At 57.2% G+C, this 20,476-nt stretch carries 18 protein-coding genes; 4 read left to right on the forward strand and 14 right to left on the reverse strand.

Translation table 11 applies throughout. The features are described 5' to 3' along the window. Window positions 1-16: 16 nt before the first annotated feature. From malZ to phoB, 5 genes are all read right to left on the reverse strand, one after another. Window positions 17-1,834, reverse strand: coding sequence for a maltodextrin glucosidase (malZ, locus tag ACWKXN_RS13125; protein ID WP_454543885.1), 1,818 nt, complete (start codon window positions 1,832-1,834; stop codon window positions 17-19). Between the two features lie 139 nt (window positions 1,835-1,973). Next, window positions 1,974-3,347, reverse strand: a complete 1,374-nt coding sequence (gene proY / locus ACWKXN_RS13130; RefSeq protein ID WP_454543886.1) for a proline-specific permease ProY — start codon at window positions 3,345-3,347, stop codon at window positions 1,974-1,976. Window positions 3,348-3,428: 81 nt separating this feature from the next. Further along, window positions 3,429-4,748, reverse strand: coding sequence for a branched-chain amino acid transporter carrier protein BrnQ (gene brnQ / locus ACWKXN_RS13135; protein WP_182931576.1), 1,320 nt, complete (start codon window positions 4,746-4,748; stop codon window positions 3,429-3,431). A 409-nt stretch (window positions 4,749-5,157) separates the two neighbouring features. After that, entirely contained in the window at window positions 5,158-6,453 is a 1,296-nt protein-coding gene (phoR, locus tag ACWKXN_RS13140) for a phosphate regulon sensor histidine kinase PhoR (RefSeq protein WP_454543887.1), read from the reverse strand. 21 nt (window positions 6,454-6,474) lie between these two features. After that, window positions 6,475-7,164 carry a phosphate response regulator transcription factor PhoB gene (phoB, locus tag ACWKXN_RS13145; protein ID WP_008503265.1) on the reverse strand — a complete coding sequence of 230 codons (690 nt, stop codon included), beginning with the start codon at window positions 7,162-7,164 and terminating at the stop codon, window positions 6,475-6,477. A 187-nt stretch (window positions 7,165-7,351) separates the two neighbouring features. On the opposite strand from phoB, the gene sbcD reads away from it, so the two are divergent. Continuing rightward, a complete protein-coding gene (sbcD, locus tag ACWKXN_RS13150) occupies window positions 7,352-8,557 on the forward strand; it encodes an exonuclease subunit SbcD (protein ID WP_048978953.1) in 1,206 nt (401 codons plus the stop codon). Beyond that, window positions 8,554-11,685 (forward strand): exonuclease subunit SbcC, encoded by a 3,132-nt coding sequence (sbcC, locus tag ACWKXN_RS13155; RefSeq protein ID WP_454543888.1) that lies wholly within the window; start codon window positions 8,554-8,556, stop codon window positions 11,683-11,685. The genes sbcD and sbcC overlap by 4 nt, the downstream gene beginning before the upstream one ends. A gap of 156 nt (window positions 11,686-11,841) precedes the next feature. On the opposite strand, the gene mak is transcribed toward sbcC, so the two are convergent. Beyond that, window positions 11,842-12,747 (reverse strand): fructokinase, encoded by a 906-nt coding sequence (gene mak, locus ACWKXN_RS13160; protein WP_045400629.1) that lies wholly within the window; start codon window positions 12,745-12,747, stop codon window positions 11,842-11,844. Window positions 12,748-12,870: 123 nt separating this feature from the next. Here mak and rdgC point away from each other — a divergent pair, with 123 nt between their 5' ends. Further along, the gene (gene rdgC / locus ACWKXN_RS13165; RefSeq protein ID WP_023310540.1) at window positions 12,871-13,785 is read left to right on the forward strand and encodes a recombination-associated protein RdgC; all 915 of its coding nucleotides are present in this window, start codon (window positions 12,871-12,873) and stop codon (window positions 13,783-13,785) included. A 48-nt stretch (window positions 13,786-13,833) separates the two neighbouring features. On the opposite strand, the gene ppnP is transcribed toward rdgC, so the two are convergent. The 5 genes from ppnP to ACWKXN_RS13190 all read right to left on the reverse strand — a co-directional run bounded on the left by ppnP (window position 13,834) and on the right by ACWKXN_RS13190 (window position 16,470). Further along, the gene (gene ppnP, locus ACWKXN_RS13170) at window positions 13,834-14,121 is read right to left on the reverse strand and encodes a pyrimidine/purine nucleoside phosphorylase (protein WP_008503270.1); all 288 of its coding nucleotides are present in this window, start codon (window positions 14,119-14,121) and stop codon (window positions 13,834-13,836) included. Between the two features lie 71 nt (window positions 14,122-14,192). Further along, a complete protein-coding gene (locus tag ACWKXN_RS13175; RefSeq protein ID WP_008503271.1) occupies window positions 14,193-14,870 on the reverse strand; it encodes an AroM family protein in 678 nt (225 codons plus the stop codon). A gap of 237 nt (window positions 14,871-15,107) precedes the next feature. Further along, window positions 15,108-15,299 carry a protein YaiA gene (yaiA, locus tag ACWKXN_RS13180; protein WP_008503272.1) on the reverse strand — a complete coding sequence of 64 codons (192 nt, stop codon included), beginning with the start codon at window positions 15,297-15,299 and terminating at the stop codon, window positions 15,108-15,110. Between the two features lie 44 nt (window positions 15,300-15,343). Continuing rightward, window positions 15,344-15,868 carry a shikimate kinase AroL gene (gene aroL, locus ACWKXN_RS13185; protein WP_454543889.1) on the reverse strand — a complete coding sequence of 175 codons (525 nt, stop codon included), beginning with the start codon at window positions 15,866-15,868 and terminating at the stop codon, window positions 15,344-15,346. Window positions 15,869-16,011: 143 nt separating this feature from the next. Continuing rightward, window positions 16,012-16,470 carry a YaiI/YqxD family protein gene (locus tag ACWKXN_RS13190; protein ID WP_010428006.1) on the reverse strand — a complete coding sequence of 153 codons (459 nt, stop codon included), beginning with the start codon at window positions 16,468-16,470 and terminating at the stop codon, window positions 16,012-16,014. 97 nt (window positions 16,471-16,567) lie between these two features. On the opposite strand from ACWKXN_RS13190, the gene proC reads away from it, so the two are divergent. Further along, window positions 16,568-17,377, forward strand: coding sequence for a pyrroline-5-carboxylate reductase (proC, locus tag ACWKXN_RS13195; protein WP_023310536.1), 810 nt, complete (start codon window positions 16,568-16,570; stop codon window positions 17,375-17,377). Window positions 17,378-17,391: 14 nt separating this feature from the next. Here proC and adrA read toward each other — a convergent pair whose 3' ends face one another. The 3 genes from adrA to phoA all read right to left on the reverse strand — a co-directional run bounded on the left by adrA (window position 17,392) and on the right by phoA (window position 20,423). Then, window positions 17,392-18,495, reverse strand: coding sequence for a diguanylate cyclase AdrA (gene adrA, locus ACWKXN_RS13200; RefSeq protein ID WP_454543890.1), 1,104 nt, complete (start codon window positions 18,493-18,495; stop codon window positions 17,392-17,394). Between the two features lie 102 nt (window positions 18,496-18,597). Next, complete coding sequence (psiF, locus tag ACWKXN_RS13205) at window positions 18,598-18,918, reverse strand: phosphate starvation-inducible protein PsiF (protein WP_023334671.1); 321 nt, start codon at window positions 18,916-18,918, stop codon at window positions 18,598-18,600. Window positions 18,919-19,007: 89 nt separating this feature from the next. Further along, window positions 19,008-20,423: an alkaline phosphatase gene (gene phoA, locus ACWKXN_RS13210; RefSeq protein WP_454543891.1), complete on the reverse strand. Its 1,416-nt coding sequence runs from the start codon at window positions 20,421-20,423 to the stop codon at window positions 19,008-19,010. Window positions 20,424-20,476: the final 53 nt, after the last annotated feature.

Consider the following 20,476-nt stretch of genomic DNA (forward strand, 5'->3'; position numbering starts at 1 on the left):
GAAACATTAACAGGTCTTAACTGCCGAACCAGATCGTCGCGGATACCGCAGGCAGCGCCAGCACGCCGTCCTGTATCGTCGCCTTGCCCTCTTTATTCTTCCACGCAGCCACCTTTAGCAGCGGTGAATCATCCAGCACCACTTCGCAGGCCTCGCCCCGGTTAACGGCGACCAGCACGCGCTGCTGATTGTAGACGCGAGCAAACACCACCACGTTATCGTGCGCATAGACTACCTGACAGCCGCCGTAGCGCAGGGCAAGACTCTGCTTACGCAGCTTCGCCAGCCGCTGATACAGGCTGAACAGCACCTTGTCCTGCTTCTCTGGCTCCCACGGGAAGGTTTTACGGCAGAACGGATCGTTGTTGCCGTCCAGCCCCACTTCGTCTCCATAATAGATGCACGGCACGCCCGGCCAGGTGAAGAGCCAGATCACCGCCAGCGGCAGACGCGCCACATCCTTGCCGAGCAGGGATTTAAAGCGGGCGGTATCGTGACTATCGAGCTGGTTGAACATCCGCAGCTGCTGCTGATGGGACAGACCGGCGCGATAGTTCTCCATCCACGCCATGCAGGTTTCAGCGTCGATATGATTCGGATCGTAGGAGATGTCGGTGTTAGCGAGGAATCCCCACAGCGGGAAGGTAAAGCCGCGATAGTTCATCGCCGCATCTTCCGCATCGTTCTGCAGCCACTGGCGCGCGTCGCCAAAGTGTTCGCCAAAAACGAACGCCTCCGGCTGGGCCGCTTTCGCCGAGCGCGTAATCCCGGCGACGTGCTGAAGGTTATTCCGCGCTCCGCCGGCTTCACCGAGCATATGCACCACGTCCAGGCGCCAGCCGTCCATATTCCACGGCGCCTTCAGCCAGTGACGGACGATGCTGTCTTCGCCGCCGTAGATTTCATTCACGAGCGTTGGCGACTGGAAATCCAGCTTCGGCAGGCTGGCGTAACCCAGCCAGTCCAGCGCGCGGCCCTCCTCGTTAAAGCTGTACCAGTCGCGCTGCGGCGAGTCCGGGTTATGACATGCCCCGCCCATCGACTGATTATGGCGGTCAAACCAGGCGTGGGAATCTCCGCTGTGGTTGAACACGCCGTCCAGAATCAGGCGCATGCCTTCGTTTTGGGTGTTCTTGCGCAGGCGCAGCAGCGCCTCGTCACCGCCAAACTGCGCGTCAACGTGGCGATAATCTTCGGTATCGTATTTATGCACGCTCGGGGCTTTAAACACCGGGTTGAGATACAGCGCCGTCACGCCGAGCTTTTTCAGGTACGGCAGCTTTTCGCTGATGCCGTCGAGATCGCCGCCGTAAAAAGTGGATCCACCCGCCTGCGCGGTTAACGGCTCGTCCCACGCTTTCAGGATAATGTCGTGGCCCGCCGCATGGTGGTGATAGATCTTATCCTGGTCGGCGGTGCGTTTTTCGCTGCGCGCAAAACGGTCCGGGAAAATCTGGTAAAACACCTGATCGTTAACCCACTGCGGGCCGTTATCCGGGTAATCGACCGCAAACTGCTCCAGCCGTGCGGGCGGGAAACGGCTAAACCCCTGCGGGGTAAACCACAGCTGGCGGTTATTCCACAAAAGCTTAAAGCTGTAACGGCGGCGCGGCTGCCCGCTATTCAGGTCGATATTCGCCCGCCACGCCGTGATCCCCGGCTGCGGCTGGCTGCGCAGCTTGTGCATTTTCAGGCCGGTCTCTTCGTTATCTATTTCGGCGCGGAGCGTCACGCGTTCAGGCTGATTTTCCCCCGCCAGCCAGAGCGTAATCACAAGGTTGTCTTTGTTTTGCTTAACAAATGGGGCAACCGGAAGGTGCCAGGCGTTTAACATCACGAATCCCCTCTGATGAAATTGACGTCACCTTGCCACAGGGTGGTTAAGGATAGCTCATCACGTTCGGGATTATTGGGGGAGGAGAAAGGAGGATGAGGCAAAATTCCCTCTCCCAAGGGGAGAGGGGAAAAGGATATTACTGCGCTTCCGCCAGCTGACGGTCACGGCGGCATTTAAACACCCACCCCACCAGCAGCAGGACGATCCACGCGCAGCCCACGTACAGGGAAATGCGGGTATCCGGATGGTAGCCAATCAGGGCAATGATAAACACCAGGAAGATCAGCCCGACGACGGTCGTCGCAACGCCGCCCGGTACTTTGAACTTCAGCGCTTTCGCCTCATCCGGCGACAGACGACGGCGGAACGCAATCTGCGACAGCAGGATCATAATCCACACCCACACCGTCGCGAAGGTCGCCAGCGATGCGATCACCAGGAAGACGTTCTCCGGCATGATGTAGTTCAGGTAAACCGAGAACAGCAGCGCTACGGTCATCACCACAACGGTTACCCACGGCGTGCCGCGGCGTGAGGTTTTGGCGAACACCTTCGGCGCATTGCCCTGCTCCGCCATGCCGTGCAGCATACGGCCCACGCCAAAGACGTCACTGTTAATCGCGGAGAGCGACGCGGTGAGCACCACAAAGTTCAGAATGCTGGCCGCAAAGGCAATTCCCATATGCTGGAAGGTCAGAACAAACGGGCTACCGTTGGTGCCGACCTGATTCCACGGGTAGATGGACATAATCACGAACAGCGTACCCACGTAGAACACCAGAATACGCATCGGCACCGAGTTGATGGCGCGCGGAATGGATTTCTCCGGATCTTTCGCTTCCCCGGCGGTGATACCGATAATCTCGATGCCGCCGTAGGCGAACATCACCATCTGCAGCGACATAACCATCCCGAGCCAGCCGTTACTGAAGAAGCCACCGTTACTCCAGAGGTTGTGAATACCAGTCGGCTGCCCGCCGTTGCCGATCCCCCAGATGATGATGCCGAAACCGGCCACGATCATGATGATGATGGTGGCGACCTTGAAGAAGGAGAACCAGAACTCCAGCTCGCCGAACACCTTCACGCTCATCAGGTTGACGGCGCAAATGATCAGCACCACGCTCAGCACCCAAATCCAGTGCGGCACCGCCGGGAACCAGACGCCCATATAGATGCCAAACGCCGTCACGTCGGCAATCGCCACAATCAGGATTTCAAAGCAGTAGGTCCAGCCGGTGATAAACCCGGCCAGCGGGCCGAGGTTTTCCTGCGCGTATCGGGAGAAGGAGCTGGCGGACGGGTTGTGAACCGACATTTCGCCGAGGGCGCGCATGATGATATACGCCGCCACGCCGCCGATGATGTACGCCAGCAGAACGCTGGGACCGGCCATTTTGATGGCATCTGCCGAGCCATAAAAAAGACCGGTGCCGATAGCAGAGCCCAGCGCCATAAAGCGGATGTGGCGCGTGCTCAATCCACGTTTAAGTTTGTTAGTGCTTTCCATTTAAATCTTGCCATTCAACACGAAAAAAACAAAAAACCACGGGGCCTTAAGCCCCGTGGTTAAACAGTTTGTTGCCGTTGATTAATGAGCGTTCGATGCGACCTGACGCCCTGCAGCACGGTCCCAGATAATCGCCAGAATCAGTGCAACAACGGTAGGCATCAGCCAGGCCAGACCCTGCTCGGACAGCGGCAGACGCTGTGTCCATGCCGGCAGTATGTGCGCGAAAGCTGATGCTTTAATCCCGTCAAGGATACCAAAAATCAGGCTGATAAACATGGCTGGCGCAATAATTCGTGAAGAGTTGTTCCACCACGGGCGAGTAAAGCTCAGCACCACCAGCACGATACACGGCGGGTAAATCGCCGTCAGCACCGGAATAGAGACCTGAATCAGGTGGCTCAGACCGAGGTTGGACACCGCCATGGAGAAGATACCGAGGATAAACACCAGGGTGCGGTAAGAGAGCGGCAGATACTGTGCAAAGAACTCTGCGCAGGCGCAGGTCAGGCCAACCGCCGTCACCAGACAGGCAAGGAAGATGAGCGCTGCCAGCAGCATACTGCCCGCACCGCCGAAGGTGTGCTGAACGTAGGCGTGCAGGATAGCCGCACCGTTGGCGTTCTGATCGACCAGCATGGCGCTGTCGGAGCCCAGACGGAACAGCGCCAGATAAAGCAGCGTCAACCCCACGCCGGCCATCAGGCCAGCCCAGATGGTATAGCGGGTCAGCAGACGCGCTTCGGTCACACCGCGGGAACGCGCGGCGTTAACGATAACGATACCAAACACCATCGCGCCCAGCGTATCCATCGTCAGGTAGCCGTTCACAAAGCCGTTAGAGAACGCGGCATTTTTATAGGCGTCCATCGCGTCGCTAATCGGGCCCGCTGGCCAGACGATGGCCGCAACCGCCAGAACAATCAGCGCCACAATTTTCAGCGGAGCCAGGAAGTTACCCACGGTATCCAGCAGTTTTCCCGGATAGAGGGAAACCAGAATCACGATTGCGAAGTAGATCAGGCTGTAGATAAACAGCGGCATCGCACCGTCGCCGGTCAGGGGAGCAATACCCACTTCGAAGGACACGGTCGCCGTACGCGGGGTCGCAAACAGCGGGCCAACGGCCAGATAGCAGACGGTTGCCAGCAGAACGCCCGCCACTTTGCCAATCGGGGTGCTGAGGCTATCCACACCGCCGCCGACTTTCGCCAGCGCGACGACGGTCAGAACCGGCAGACCCACGGCAGTAATCAGGAAACCAAACGCGGCGGTCCAGACGTGTTCACCCGCCTGTAAGCCAACCATTGGAGGGAAAATGATGTTGCCTGCGCCAACGAACAGCGCAAATGTCATAAAGCCCAGCGCGATGATGTCACGCGATTTTAAGTGATGGGTCATAAAACCTTACTGCCTGTGGATGTGGTGTTGAAAACATTGAGATTTTCGATATCCCTGACGGGACGATACAGCCGAAAATTTGCTCAATTTCAGCGGGAAATGCTCCCGTCCTGGCGTGGAGAAGAATAGTTTTTCGATTTACCACGCAAATACAGTCGGTCTGACAGTATCTGGGGCGCAATTTAAACGCTTATAACGTTTAAAGGCAAGGTGGGATCGTAAAACCAGAACAATATGCCAGCATGAAAATACACGTCAGAATAATACGCTATTTATAAGAAAAACCCATGGCTAATCATGCGAACAAAAAACAGTCAGCCGTATAAAATTCATCCGCGTTTCGCTTGACTGCAAAGCAAACGGGCCAGCAGACGCTGACCCGTGGAAAGGTAAAATGACACGCCTGCCGTCAGGCGATCTTTTTGGCAATTAATCGTTCCGGAATAACGAAACTGAAGCGGGTTCCTTTACCCAGCGTACTATGAATATCGAGACGGCTTTCATGGTGATTCACCGCGTGTTTCACAATTGCCAGCCCCAGGCCGCTTCCGCCTGTTTGCCGGGATCGCGCTTTATCCACACGGTAAAAGCGCTCGGTCAGACGCGGAATATGCTCAGGCGCGATCCCCGGCCCGTTGTCTTCCACGCTAAACTCAGCCCCCGTTGGGGCATGGTGCCAGCGCACCACGATATTCGTCCCCTCCGGCGTATGATTCACCGCGTTATACACCAGGTTGGAAATGGCGCTCCGCAGTTCATCTTCGCTGCCCAGCACCTTCAGCGTATTGTCGACCTCAAAGGTCAGGTGATGCTTTTTGTGGCTTAGCGTCTGCGCTTCACGCTCAACGACCCGCAGCATCATCGGGACATCAATGGTCTCATTTAGCGCGAGCGTTGGCGCCGCTTCAATCTTCGAGAGCGTCAGCAGCTGCTTCACCAGCCCTTCCATCCGGTGCGTTTGCTCGCGCATGGTGTGCAGCGCTTTTTCACGCGGCGCGCCTTCAAGCGTTTGCTCCTGCATCATCTCCAGGTAGCCCTGAAGCACGGTCAGCGGGGTACGCAGTTCGTGACTGACGTTGGCGAAGAAGTTGCGACGCGCCCCTTCCAGCTGGTGCATCTGGGTGACATCGCGCGCCACCATCAGCCACTGCTTATCGCTGTAGGGCATCACGCGGATTTCCAGATGGCGACCATTATTGAGCTTCAGATTGTGCGGGCGGGTAAAATCACGCTTTTTCAGATACAGCGTAAATTCGGGATAACGCAGAAGGTTGAGGATATTCTGACCATTATCATCGGGCCAGCGCAGGCCCAGCAGCTGTTGCGCAAGGCCGTTACACCAGAAGATCGTCCCTTCTTCGGTCGTCAGAATAACGGCATCCGGCAGCGACTCTGCACCGCTGCGAAAACGCTTAATCAGGCTTCCCAGCTCGCGGCGACGCTTTTTATTACGCATCTGCATCTGATGCAGTCCGTACAGCAGCGGCTCCCAGCTGCCGCTTCCCGGCGGCGGCGTCATACTTCGGTCAACCCACAGCCACCAGGAGAGGCGCAGCAGGTTCCAGAAATGCCAGATCAGCAGCCCGGTGACCGACGCCAGCAGAAACCACGGCAGGTGTCCAAGAAAGGCCCCCAGAAGGAAGGCCGGAATACAGCATAAGATCAGTTCAAAGACGAGCCTTTTCCATGACAGACGTTCCAGCACGCGTCACACTCCTGTCATTGTTCAGAAACGGGTAGAAAAACGATAACCCGTGCCGCGGACCGTCTGCACCATGCGATCGTGGCCGCTCAGTTCCAGTGCTTTTCGCAGGCGGCGAATATGTACGTCAACCGTCCGGTCTTCGACATACACGTTAGTTCCCCAGACGTTATTCAGCAACTGCTCGCGGCTGTAAACGCGTTCCGGGTGGGTCATAAAGAAGTGCAGGAGTTTAAATTCGGTAGGCCCCATGTCGAGGGGATTTTCACCGGTCATGACGCGGTGTGAGGTGGGGTCAAGGCTCAGCCCCTGCATCTCTATCACCTCTTCCACCGCCATCGGCGAAATACGGCGCATCACGGCTTTAATGCGGGCAACCAGCTCTTTTGGGGAGAACGGTTTAGTAATGTAATCGTCCGCGCCGGTTTCCAGACCGCGAACGCGATCCTCTTCTTCTCCGCGCGCCGTGAGCATCACAACCGGGATGTCGCGGGTCAGCGCCTCGCGCTTCAGGTGTTTGATAAACTGCAGTCCGGAGCCGCCGGGCAACATCCAGTCCAGCAGAATCAGATCGGGCCAGGGTTCATTCAGCTGGTTCACTGCGCTGTCATAATCTTCCGCTTCAACCGGCTGGAAGCCGTTTTGCTCGAGCACGAAGCACACCATTTCACGAATTGGAGCTTCATCTTCTACGACCAGAATACGTCTCGCCATACTTTGCCCTGTCTTATCTTATTTAAGTTACAAGTTTGTAATTCGGCGCCATTATGCGTCAGATTTATGACAGATTTATGAAAAACAGTACCACGATAACGGGCAAACCGTTGTTTTATTACAGCGGTTATTTTCCCGTCTCTGAACGTTTATAATCCTGCTTTCTCTTTTTTGCCACGGATCAGCTATGCGCATACTTCACACCTCGGACTGGCATCTGGGTCAAAATTTTTACAGCAAAAGCCGTGCGGCTGAACATGAAGCTTTCCTGAACTGGCTGCTGGAAACGGCCCGGACGCACGAGGTGGACGCGATTATTGTGGCGGGTGACATCTTTGATACCGGCTCGCCCCCCAGCTATGCGCGTGAACTGTACAACCGCTTCGTGGTGAATTTGCAGCAAACCGGCTGTCATCTGGTGATTGTCGCCGGTAACCATGATTCCGTCGCGACGCTCAATGAATCCCGCGACATCCTGGCATTTCTCAATACCACCGTCGTCGCCAGCGCCGGGCACGCCCCGCAGATCCTGAAAAAACGCGACGGCACGCCGGGGGCGGTGCTGTGCCCCATTCCCTTTTTGCGTCCGCGGGACATCGTGCAAAGTCAGGCGGGACTGTCGGGCGCGGAAAAACAGCAGCATCTCCTGCAGGCCATCACCGACTATTATCACCAGCAGCACGCCGATGCCTGCGCCCTGCGCGGCGACCAGCCGATTCCGGTGATTGCGACCGGGCATCTCACCACCGTCGGGGCCAGTAAAAGTGACGCCGTACGCGACATCTATATCGGCACGCTGGATGCCTTTCCGGCGCAGAACTTCCCGCCAGCCGACTACATTGCGCTCGGACATATTCACCGGGCGCAGATCGTCGGCGGCAGCGAGCACATCCGCTACTGCGGCTCGCCAATTTCGCTCAGCTTTGACGAAACGGGCAAGGCCAAATCCGTCCATCTGGTGAGCTTTTCCGACGGAAAACTTCACGCCGTCGAGACGCTGGAGGTCCCGGTCACCCAGCCGCTGGCGGTGCTAAAGGGCGATCTTGCCGCCATTACCGCCCAGCTTGAGCAGTGGCGCGGAACAGCGCTTAACCCGCCCGTCTGGCTGGATATCGAAATCACCACCGACGACTACCTGCACGATATGCAGCGTAAAATTCAGGCGCTGACGGAAGATTTACCCGTCGAAGTCTTACTGGTACGCCGCAGCCGCGAGCAGCGCGAGAAAATTCTGTTAAGCGCTCAACGTGAAACGCTCAGTGAGCTTCGGGTTGAAGAGGTGTTTGAACGCAGGCTCTCGCAGGAGGAAATTGACGACGCGAAGCGCGCAAGACTCAGCGAACTGTTCAGCCATACCCTGCATGCGCTCAATGATGAGGAAGAAAACGCATGAAAATTTTGAGCCTGCGCCTGAAAAATCTCAACTCCCTCAAGGGCGAGTGGAAAATTGACTTTACCGCGGAGCCGTTTGCCAGCAACGGTCTGTTTGCCATTACCGGCGCGACCGGGGCAGGTAAAACCACCTTGCTCGACGCCATCTGCCTGGCGCTTTATCACGAAACGCCGCGCCTGCAGAAGGTCTCTCAGGCGCAAAACGACCTGATGACGCGCGACACCGCCGAGTGCCTGGCAGAAGTGGAGTTCGAGGTAAAAGGCACCGCCTATCGCGCATTCTGGAGCCAGAACCGCGCGCGCAACCAGCCGGACGGCAACCTGCAGGCGCCGCGCGTGGAGCTGGCGCGCTGCGAAGATGGCAAAATCCTGGCCGACAAAGTGACGGATAAGCTGGAGCAAACCGCCGCGCTCACCGGGCTGGACTATGGCCGCTTCACCCGCTCGATGCTGCTCTCACAGGGGCAGTTTGCCGCCTTCCTTAATGCCAGGCCGAGCGATCGCGCCGAGCTGCTGGAAGAGCTGACCGGCACCGAGATCTACGGACAGATTTCCGCCATGGTGTTTGAGAAACACAAAGCCGCCCGCAGCGTGCTTGAAAAGTGCGAGGCGCAGGCGGCGGGCGTCGTGCTGTTGAGCGAAGAGCAACAGCAGCAGTTGCAGCAAAGTTTGCAGGCGCTTACTGATGAAGAGAAAACCCTGCTGGTTCAGCAGCAAAGCCAGCAGAAAGATTTTCAGTGGCTTACGCGCCATGATGAGCTCGTGCTTGAGCAACAGCGCGTCGCCGCGATGCAGCAGCAGGCGCAACAGGCGCTGACGAACGCTGCGCCAGAGCTGGCAAAGCTCCAGCTTGCCCTGCCCGCCGCCCAGCTTCGACCGCTTTGGGCGCACCAGCAGGAGCAAACCGCGCGCCTGACGCAAACCCAGCAGCGAATTGTTGAAGTAAATACTCGCTTACAAGCCAAAACCGCACTGCGCGCGCGGATCCGTCATACCGCCCAGCGTAATCATGAGCAGCTTCAGACCGAACTGAAGGCGCTGGCGCAGTGGCTGGTGGAGCACGAGCGCTATCGCCTGCTGGGGCAGGAGATTGCCGGCTGGCGTGCCCAGTTCTCACAGCTTAACCGCGACAAAACGCAGTTAGCCTCCCTAGCTGCGCGAATGGGTGAACTACGCAACAGGCTGGCTGAGATGCCGGAAAATGCGCTGACGCTGACGGCGGATGAGGTCAGCGCGGCCATGGAGCAGCAGTCCCGGTCACGCACGCTGCGCCAGCGGCTAACGTCGCTGCATGCCCGCTATCAGCCGCTGCAAAAGCGCCTGCGCCAGAGCGGTGAAAGCGTGCAGAAGGCCCAGGTCGATCAAAATAAACTCAATGAAACGCTGACGCTGCGCCGCCAGCAGTACAAAGAGAAACACCAGCACTTTCTGGATCTTAAAGCCCTCTGCGAACGCGAAGCGACGATTAAAGACCTGGAAAACTATCGTTCCCGGCTTGAGGCAGGCAAACCCTGTCCGCTGTGCGGCTCCAGCGAGCATCCCGCCGTTGCGCAATACCAGTCGCTTGAGCTGACGGATAACCAGCGCCGCCGCGATACCCTGGAAAAAGAGGTCGCCGCGCTTAAAGAGGAAGGCCTGCTGGTGCTGGGACAGGTTAATGCCCTGACGCAGCAGATCCAGCGCGAGTCAGACGAAGCGCAGACGCTCTCTCAGGAAGAGCAAGCGCTCACTAAAGAGTGGATGGAGGTCTGCGCTTCCCTGAACATCGCGTTGAATATTCAGGAAGATATCACGCCATGGATGAACGAGCAGGAACAGTACGAGCGCCAGCTTTATCAGTTGAGCCAGCGCCTGACCCTGCAAAACCAGCTAAACGAGCAGGAAGTGCTGGAGCGACAGTATCAGCAGCAGCTGACGGCCGCGCGCCAGGCGCTGGAAATCACCCTGCTCTCGCTATCGCTTAACGTACCTGAAGACGGCAATGAAGCCGCCTGGCTGCACGCCCGCGAAGCGGAATTCGCGCAGTGGCAGGAGAAACAAACGCAGCACGGCGTGCTTCTGGAACGCATAAACGCGCTGAAGCCGCTGCTCGACACGCTTCCGGAAACGAACGGCGAAGAGGCCGAACCGGCCATTCCTGACGGCTGGCGCGACGTTCACGATGAATGCGTGTCGCTACAAAGCCAGCTCAGCGCGCAGCAGCAGCAGGAAAAGCTGGAGCAAGAGCGCCTGCAGCAGTCGCAGACGCAGTTCACCGCGGCGCTCGCAGCGAGCTGCTTTGCCGATCGGGACGCGTTCCTTGCCGCGCTGCTGGATGACGACGCTATTCGTCGCCTCGAACAGCTGAAGCAGTCGCTGGAAAGCCAGATACAGCAGGCCGCAGCCCTTTCCGGCCAGGCTAACCAGCAGCTGCAGGCTCATCTGGCGCTGCGGCCGGAAGGGCTCAACGCCGATGCTCCTGCGCTGCAAAGCCAGCTGCAGCAGCTGGCGCAACGGCTTCGCGAGAACACCACGCATCAGGGCGAGATCCGCCAGCAGCTTAAGCAGGACAGCGATAACCGTCAGCACCAGCTGGCGTTGATGCAGCAAATTGAAGAGGCCGCGCGCCAGGCGGACGACTGGGGTTATCTGAACGCGCTGATCGGCTCCAGCACCGGCGACAAGTTCCGTAAATTCGCGCAGGGGCTAACGCTGGACAATCTCGTCTGGCTTGCTAACCAGCAGCTTAACCGTCTGCACGGCCGCTATCTGCTGCAGCGCAAGGCCAGCGACGCGCTGGAGCTGGAAGTGGTCGATACCTGGCAGGCGGATGCGGTTCGCGATACCCGCACGCTCTCGGGCGGCGAGAGCTTCCTGGTCAGCCTGGCGCTGGCGCTGGCCCTTTCCGATCTGGTGAGTCATAAGACGCGGATCGATTCCCTGTTCCTGGATGAAGGGTTCGGCACGCTCGACAGTGAAACGCTGGATACCGCGCTGGATGCGCTCGACGCGCTGAACGCCACCGGGAAAACCATCGGCGTGATCAGCCACGTTGAGGCGATGAAAGAGCGCATTCCGGTGCAGATCAAGGTGAAGAAAATCAACGGGCTGGGTTATAGCAGGCTGGATAAGGAATTTGCGGTGGGCTGAATGGTAGGTCGGTGCGGTCTGATGCCCTCACCCTAGCCCTCTCCCACAGGGAGAGGGTAAAAACACCAAAAACAGCAACTTGCGTTGCTGTTTTGCTTTTACCTTGCCCCACCCAGGCCCTCTCCCACAGGGAGAGGGAATAAACATTATTTGCTTTTATTCCGGCCACAGCCACGCCGCGCCGCGCACGCCGCTGGAGTCACCGTGGACAGCTTTGCGGATCGGGGTTTCACACTCGCCGCCAAACACCCACTGTTTCACCAGATTCGGTACCGTGGCGTACAGCCGGTCGACGTTGCTCATGCCGCCGCCGAGCACAATCACGTCCGGATCGAGAATATTTACCACGTGCGCCAGGGATTTCGCCAGCCGCATTTCGTAGCGGCTAAGGGCCAGCTCGGCGACCGGATCCTGTTCTTCGACCAGACGCATGATTTCGTTGCCCTTAAGCGGCTGGCCGCTTAAGCGGTGGTAGTCGGTCGCAAAACCGGTGCCAGAGATAAACGTCTCAATACAGCCCTGCTTTCCGCAGTAGCACGGCACCTCAGCGCGGTATTTAAGCTCGTCTTCATCCATCCACGGCAGCGGGTTGTGTCCCCACTCGCCTGCTGTGCCGTTGCCGCCGATATGGGCGCGCCCGCCGAACGCCACGCCCGCTCCGCAGCCGGTACCGATAATCACGGCAAACACGGTCTGAGCACCGGCCGCCGCGCCGTCGATGGCCTCAGAGACCGCCAGGCAGTTGGCGTCGTTAGCCAGACGCACTTCCCGGTTCAGACGTTGGCTCAAATCTTTATCAAACGGCTGACCGTTGAGCCAGGTGGAGTTGGCATTTTTAACCACCCCGGTATACGGCGAGATCGACCCCGGGATCCCCATCCCGACGCTGCCGGTTTGCCCTGTCGCCTGCTCTGCCATCTCAACCAGGCTGGCAATCGTCTCGATAGTCTGGTGATAATCATCGCGCGGCGTCGGCAGACGGTGGCGGAACAGCTGCTCCCCCTGCTCGCTCAGTGCGATGACTTCTGTTTTGGTACCGCCCAAATCGATCCCAATACGCACAAGACTCTCCTCATTATTTTGATTATCAACAGAGTAGAAGCACGCTTCCCGATTAGCAATGCAAGCGATGCGACAATTCGTTATCATGCCCGCTGATTTAACGACAAGGCCGTGGAAATTATCATGCTGTGGTTCAAAAATTTGATGGTTTACCGTCTCAGCCGCGACGTTTCGCTGCGTGCAGAAGAGATGGAAAAACAGTTAGCCGCTTATACCTTTTCCCCTTGCGGTAGCCAGGATATGGCGAAAACCGGCTGGGTTCCGCCAATGGGTTCACAAAGCGATGCACTGACCCACGCCAGCAGCACGGGTCAAATCATCGTCTGCGCCCGTAAAGAAGAGAAAATCCTGCCGACGCCGGTGGTTAAGCAGGCGCTCGAAGCGAAAATTTTCAAGCTGGAAGCCGAACAGGGCCGCAAGCTGAAAAAGACCGAAAAAGATTCGCTGAAAGACGAAGTGCTGCACTCCCTGCTGCCGCGCGCCTTCAGCCGCTTCAGCCAGACCATGATGTGGATCGACACCGTCAACGGGCTGATCATGGTGGACTGCGCCAGCGCCAAGAAAGCAGAAGATACGCTGGCCCTGCTGCGTAAAAGCATCGGATCTTTACCGGTCGTTCCGCTGGCGCTGGAAACGCCGATCGAGCTGACGCTGACCGAATGGGTACGCAGCGGCGCTGCGGCTCAGGGTTTCCAGATCCTTGATGAAGCCGAGCTGAAAGCCCTGCTGGAAGATGGCGGCGTGATCCGCGCGAAGAAGCAGGATCTGGTGAGCGACGAGATCGCCGTCCACATCGAAGCGGGTAAAGTGGTTACTAAACTGGCGCTCGACTGGCAGCAGCGCATTCAGTTCGTGATGTGCGACGACGGCTCCGTGAAGCGTCTGAAGTTCTGCGACGAGCTGCGCGATCAGAACGAAGATATCGACAGGGAAGATTATGCCCAGCGCTTTGACGCGGACTTCATCCTGATGACCGGCGAGCTGGCCGCGTTGATTCAGAATCTGGTGGAAGGTCTCGGCGGCGAAGCGCAGAGATAACAGGCAAAACGCAGGCCGGGTAAGCGTTAGCGCCACCCGGCTTATTTTTTATTTCAGGTAGCGGCACAGATAAGAGGTAGGTTCAGCGACCTGCAAATGGAACTCGCTGTGGCCAGGGACGTTGAAAACTTGCCCGGCAGCGTAAACTTTCCATTCCGTTTCACCCGGCAGTAAGACGTTCAGCGCACCGCTGACGACCGTCATTTCTTCAGCTTCCGCCGTGCCAAAGGTGTATTCCCCTTCCGCCATAACGCCGACACTGGCGCGGCCAGTGCTGCTGCTGGTAAAACCAATGGATTTCACTTTACCGGAAAAGTATTCGTTACTTTGAAGCATGAACTGGCCCTTATATTTATAGATAAAAATTCACTATAGGGGCCATGCTCATCACCTGTCACGCAAAATCATTACATGAGCAGTTCCGAGGCCAGGCGAGCCATCAGAACGTTGGATAACAGCACGGGCACATCCAGCGCTTTTTGCAGCAGATCACGATGGTGCTGATGGAAACCGAGGCAGTCCAGAATCAAGACATCTGCTCCTCTCTCAAGCAGTTCCTTCCCGGCAGCAATAAGTTTTGCCTCACTGTCCCAGAACGGATTTGCCAGCGCATACAAGGGCACTTTTTCCAGCACGTGCCATTTTGCTTCCTGGTTATCCATGAGCTCCTCAATGGGCACAATCACCCCCACCTGATGACCATCCACGATGGAGGCCACCAGCGGTGGAATGATCCGCATCGGCTCAAGCAAAATCGCATTACGCGCCGTGAGGCCCTTAATGGGCGCGGTACTCATCAGCAAAATAACGTCATAACCTTGATTATCGAGCACTTCTATCACGCCCTGCAGCGAGCGCTCGATTTTCTGACGTGAAACATGCGCCAGTTTACCGTCGCTTAATAACGTCGCCAGGGGATCCTCCCCCGCCTCGACAGCGTAGTCTTCCATGACCTCTTCCCGACTCATCTTCCCCAGCAGGCTAAGATGCGTTATCTGTTGTTCAGATACATGCTCGGTTAAGAGCGGTAACACTTCGCTTACAGGGACCACACCAATGGTGAGGATCGCCAACGTTGCCTTCATCTTGATCGCCTTCCATTACTCCAACATCGTGCATACAGGTACAGGCTCACTACGCTGCACAGTTCATTTTTTCAACAAAACAGCACCAAGCGTAGCAGGTGATCCCGACATCGAAATGTAAAGATCGCCTGCCGATACCGGAGTTACTTGTAATAACTAAATATTAACTCCTGCTTAACTTTCCCGATGAGTAAAAAGTGTGATTCAGGCACGATACTGGAACGTTTAGGAAAACATTCAGGTTATGTCGGGATCTTCATAGCGCCGTTTCGCGTCCAGCGCTTCCTGTTCAGTCTCGTGTTCACTGATCAGCGAGTCCGGCTTGGGATGATCGGCACGCAGTTGATACCAGGTCACGGTATGACCCGTCTGGCCTTTTTCAACGGTAACAATGCGTGCTTCACGCGGATAGGGAGGTCTGGTTGGCATAGCTCATCCTTTTTTTATGTCTGAGCTATAAGTATAGACGCCGATTAGCTGGCACAAGCCAAACGCAGGGCGGTAATAATCTGAATCACAACGTCTTCGGGAGAGGCTGACGCATCCACCACGTGGTGAGCCGCTTCGCGGTATAGCGCATCGCGTTCGGCCAGCACTTCGCTCACCTCTTCGCTGAGCGGCCTGGTAGTCAGCGCAGGGCGTTGCCCCTCTTCCGGAAAGGCTTCCAGCCGCCCTACCAGAGCCGACACCGGCGCGCTGAGATAAATCACAATCCCCTTTTCGCGCATAAAATGACGATTGCACTCCGCCAGAACGACGCCACCGCCGGTCGCGATCACGGCAGACGGGGTAGTGACCGCTTTCAGCGCGGCGGTTTCGCGCGCGCGAAAGCTCTCCCATCCCTCATGCTCAACAATCTCGGCGATGGTTTTTCCGGCCTCGGTTTGCAGCCAGTGGTCGGTATCAACAAACTGGCGATGACACACGCGTGCCAGCTCCAGGCCAACGGTGGTTTTCCCACAGCCGCGGGGGCCAACTAAAAAGATGGGTTGGGTCATGCCAGGTGTTCCCCTTGATGCCGAATGGCTGAAGAGTGTAAAGAAATAATTGCAGAAGATGTTGCGATTACTTTACTGCAAAGCGGTACGGGATGACAACCCTGTGGAGGCCACACTGTACCACAAATTGACAATAATTATCATTACGCTGTGCGGCGCTTCACTTCCAGCAGCCATTTATCCAGCTCGGCAGCGAACTGCTGGCGATCGCGCTGGGACAGGCTGTCCGGTCCACCGGTCTGCACGCCGCTGGCCCGCATCGTATCCATAAAATCGCGCATGGTGAGCTTTTCCCGAATGGTCGAAGGCGAGTAACGCTCCCCGCGCGGATTGAGCGCCGCCGCCCCTTTCTCCAGCACTTCGGCAGCCAGCGGAATATCCGCCGTGATCACCAGATCCTCCGCGCTGCACAGGCGAACAATTTCGTTATCCGCCACGTCGAACCCGGCCGGCACGCGCAAGGAGCGGATGAACCGCGAAGGCGGTACGCGAATATTCTGGTTCGCCACCAGCGTCAGCGGCATCTGAACGCGCTCGGCGGCGCGAAATAAAATCTCTTTAATCACGTTCGGACACGCGTCCGCATCAACCCAAATCGCCATATTGTCTCCCCATAATGAGTCTGCCGACTATTGTCGCCTGCATTTCGTTGTTAAGCTATCAATCAGAGAAAACAACGCATAATGACGGAGAATCGTGATGGACAAGAAAATCGGGTTTATCGGCTGCGGTAACATGGGCAAAGCCATCCTGGGCGGTCTGATCGCCAGCGGGCAGGTGCTGCCGGGTCAGATTTGGGTCTATACCCCGTCACCGGACAAAGTCGCCGAGTTGCGCGATCAATACGGGATCAACGCCGCCGAAAGCGCGCAGGAAGTCGCCCAGGTCGCCGATATCGTCTTTGGCGCCGTCAAGCCGAATATCATGATCAAAGTGCTGAGCGATATCACCTCCAGCCTGAATAAAGAGACGCTGGTCGTGTCGATTGCCGCAGGCGTCACGCTCGATCAGCTGGCGCGCGCGCTGGGTCACGATCGTAAAATCGTCCGCGCCATGCCCAACACCCCCTCGCTGGTCAATGCCGGAATGACCTCCGTCACGCCTAACGCGCTGGTGACCACAGAAGAAGTGGCCGATGTGCTGAATATTTTCCGCTGCTTCGGTGAGGCAGAAGTGATTGCCGAATCGATGATCCATCCGGTGGTCGGCGTGAGTGGCTCAGCCCCTGCCTATGTGTTCATGTTTTTAGAAGCGATGGCCGACGCCGCCGTGCTTGGCGGAATGCCGCGTGCGCAGGCGTATAAGTTCGCCGCGCAGGCCGTCATGGGCTCCGCCAAAATGGTGCTGGAAACCGGCAAACACCCGGGTGAACTGAAAGATATGGTCTGCTCCCCGGGCGGTACCACCATCGAAGCGGTGCGGGTGCTGGAAGAGCGCGGATTCCGCTCGGCCGTCATTGAAGCGATGGCAAAATGCATGGAAAAATCAGAGAAGCTGAGTAAATCCTGATTTCTGACCGGGCGTCAGGCGGCCACTTCGGTGCGGCCGCGCCCGGCATTTTTCGCCCTGTACAGCGCCACGTCCGCCGCCTTTAGCCACTCCCGATAATGTCCAAACTGCGGCCCCCAGGGGGCAACGCCTACGCTGATGCGCAGCGCTTCTTTTGGCGCGCACGGTAACGTCAGTTTTTCCAGCCGCTCATGCAGTCGCGACATCACGGCGATGGCGCTTTCCGCCGCGGTCTGCGACATGATCACCGCAAACTCATCCCCGCCAAACCGACCGATCGCATCGCCTGACCGTACCGACCGCTGGAGCTGACGCGTAATAGCAATGATCGCCTCGTCGCCCACGTCGTGCCCCCAGGTGTCGTTGATGTTTTTAAAGTGGTCGATATCAATCAGCAATATCGTGGCGGTGCTGTGGTCGCGCCGACAATGCTCAAATTCATTTCGCAGCAGCATTTCCCAGTGCCGACGGTTAAAGACCCCGGTCATCCCGTCGCGGGTGCTCATCATTTCCAGCCGCTGCTTATGTTCCGCAAGCCTGACGGCGGTTCGGTGGCTGAGCCAGGCAAACAGCATGGGATACAGCACGAGTACGGGTAACGTTAAGCCCCACTCCACGAGGTCGGGATTGAAGACGACCACCTTCCCGACGAGTGGCAGGGTCACCAGCGCGGAGAGCAGCGTCAACGCGATCCCCGGGATAAACAGACGACAGCCGCCGGAACCCATCATATTCATCCCCACCATCATCACCAGCGCTGCGGTGGGTAACGCACTCATCCCCATTACGCCGATCCAAAGCCCGGCAATAATGGCATCGATTTTAAGATTGAAAATTTCCTGCTGATGGGGTGAAGCGGCGCGGCAGGACAGCTGCCAGGCAAAATGGGGCCAGACGAACGACCATCCCACCAGTAAAAGCCACCAGCCACCGGGTAAAAAATGGGTGACCAGCATCCCCGCAACGGGGAAAAACATCGCCGCCAGCCCGACGGCGCGCGCCAGCCGAACTCGCCGGGCAAACTGAATGCCGGCGCGGTGAGGGTCATCCTGAGAAAGGGTTAAATTCCACTCTTCCCGAATGCGCTTTTTGTTGTAATACGTTTCATCATTCATCATTTTTGGGAATATTCTGAAACATTTTCCCAAATTATAGAGAGGGGGTCTGCGGGGAAAGTATGAAATTTCGGGTGAGCCGCCGGAGCCGCTCACCCGTTTGAACTACACTTTTTTCTTCAGGCACGCGCTCATGAACTTGCTGCGGTCGTCCCCCTTCAGGGACTGTTCGGTTGCTTTCGCATTACACTCGCGCATTTTTTGCTGCTGCGGCGTCAGGCTTTTTTCAGCTGGCTTCGCGGCGCCATTTTTAAGGCAGTCGCTCATGTAGGTCTTGCGGGCATCTCCCTTCAGACTCTGCGACGTCGCCTGTTGATTACAGGTGGTCATACGCTGTTGTTGCGGCGTTAGCGTCTTCTCTTCCGCGTTCGCCGATGCGACCAGGAACAGGCCGGAGAGCAGAGTAACCAGTAATGTTGTTTTCATTGCACCATCCTTTTGTGAACATTCCCTGTAAGTCTGGTTCGTGACAGGAAAAAAACCAGCCGACAGATGTGATTTCCGCCGGGATTTTATCATTTAAAACCCAGCGCCGCCTTCATGGTGTAGAACAGATCCGTTTGATCGGTCAGGCCTACCACGTTTGCCGCGTGCGGGCCGTAGGCCGCAATGCGCAGCTGGGTGCCGGTGTGCTCCATGGACTCTTCCTCAGAGTTGCCGTAGCTCAACACCATAACGGCGCCATCTTTGGTATTCAGCGCCTGCGTCAGGCCCGGGGCCTTAGTATCTGCCGGAATGATCTGGCTGGCATGGGCATGGTCCGCGGTGACGATCACCAGGGTGTTGCCGTCTTTTTTCGCGAACTCAAGCGCCTTCTGCACCGCTTCGTCCAGATCGACGGTTTCGCCAATCTGGCCGCACGGATTCGCCGTATGATCCTGCTTATCGATCGACGCGCCCTCAACCTGCAGGAAGAACCCTTTTTCGCTCTTGCTCAGCAGAGAGATGGCTTTATCAGTCATCGCCGCCAGCGTCGGTACGCTGTCAGTGCGTTTCGGGTTAGGCATACAGGTTACGACAGGTTTATCGATATTGCCGTGATAAGAGGCTTTTGGTCCTTCCCAGCGCACGGGCATGTTGCCGTCAGAGAATAGCCCCAGCAGCGGCTTGTTCTGGTTCGCCTCGGTGATGGCTGCCAGCGAATTTGCATCACTCACCAGCTGATAGCCGCGGGCCTGCGCCTGCTCGCGCAGCGTTTTGCCCTGCCACTCACCCGCCGTTGCGGTTTCTGCGAATGTTTTCGCGCCGCCGCCGAGGGTCACGTCAGGACGCGCGTTCAGCAGCTGTTCCGTAATCGAGCCTTTGCCGCCTTTTTCCAGCGCGTTCGTCGGGCATTTTTCGCTGGTCACTGACGGACCGTAGCATTTACGCGAGGTCACGTGCGCCACCAGCGCCGCAGGCGTTGCATCCTGAAGTTCAGCGGTGGAGACGTTGCCGGTCGCCAGGCCCGCCGCTTTTGCCATCTCCAGAAGGGTTTGATGACCTTTTTCGTGAATATCCACACCCAGCGCGCCATTATAGGTTTTCACGCCGGTGGACCACGCCGTAGCAGAGGCCGCGGAGTCCGTGACGTAATCCGGTTTACCGGTTTTTTTATCCAGCGCGAAATGGGTATATTGTCCGGTCAGCGGTAATGCGTCGATGCCTTTAAAAAAGCCGCCCGCACCCTCGGCATAATTTCGCGCCGCCGTGATTTCGGAATCCCCCATTCCATCGCCAATAAGCAGAATAATATTTTTCGCCGCCTTATCATTCAGCGAAGCGCGAATAGCGGCAGTTTGATCTTCTGATAAACGGCGTGCGCCGCCAGGCTGGGTGATATCCCCTTTTGCCGCGCGATTATCCAGCACGCTGGTTTGGGCAGTATCGGCATAAACGGCAGGGGTAATTAACAGGGGAAGTAATGCGATGAAAAGTGCGCTCTGTTTCAATTTATTTTCTCCATGTACAAATACATAAAAAATAAAAACAGAGCGACTATAGG

Source organism: Enterobacter sp. UPMP2060, assembly GCF_053709655.1.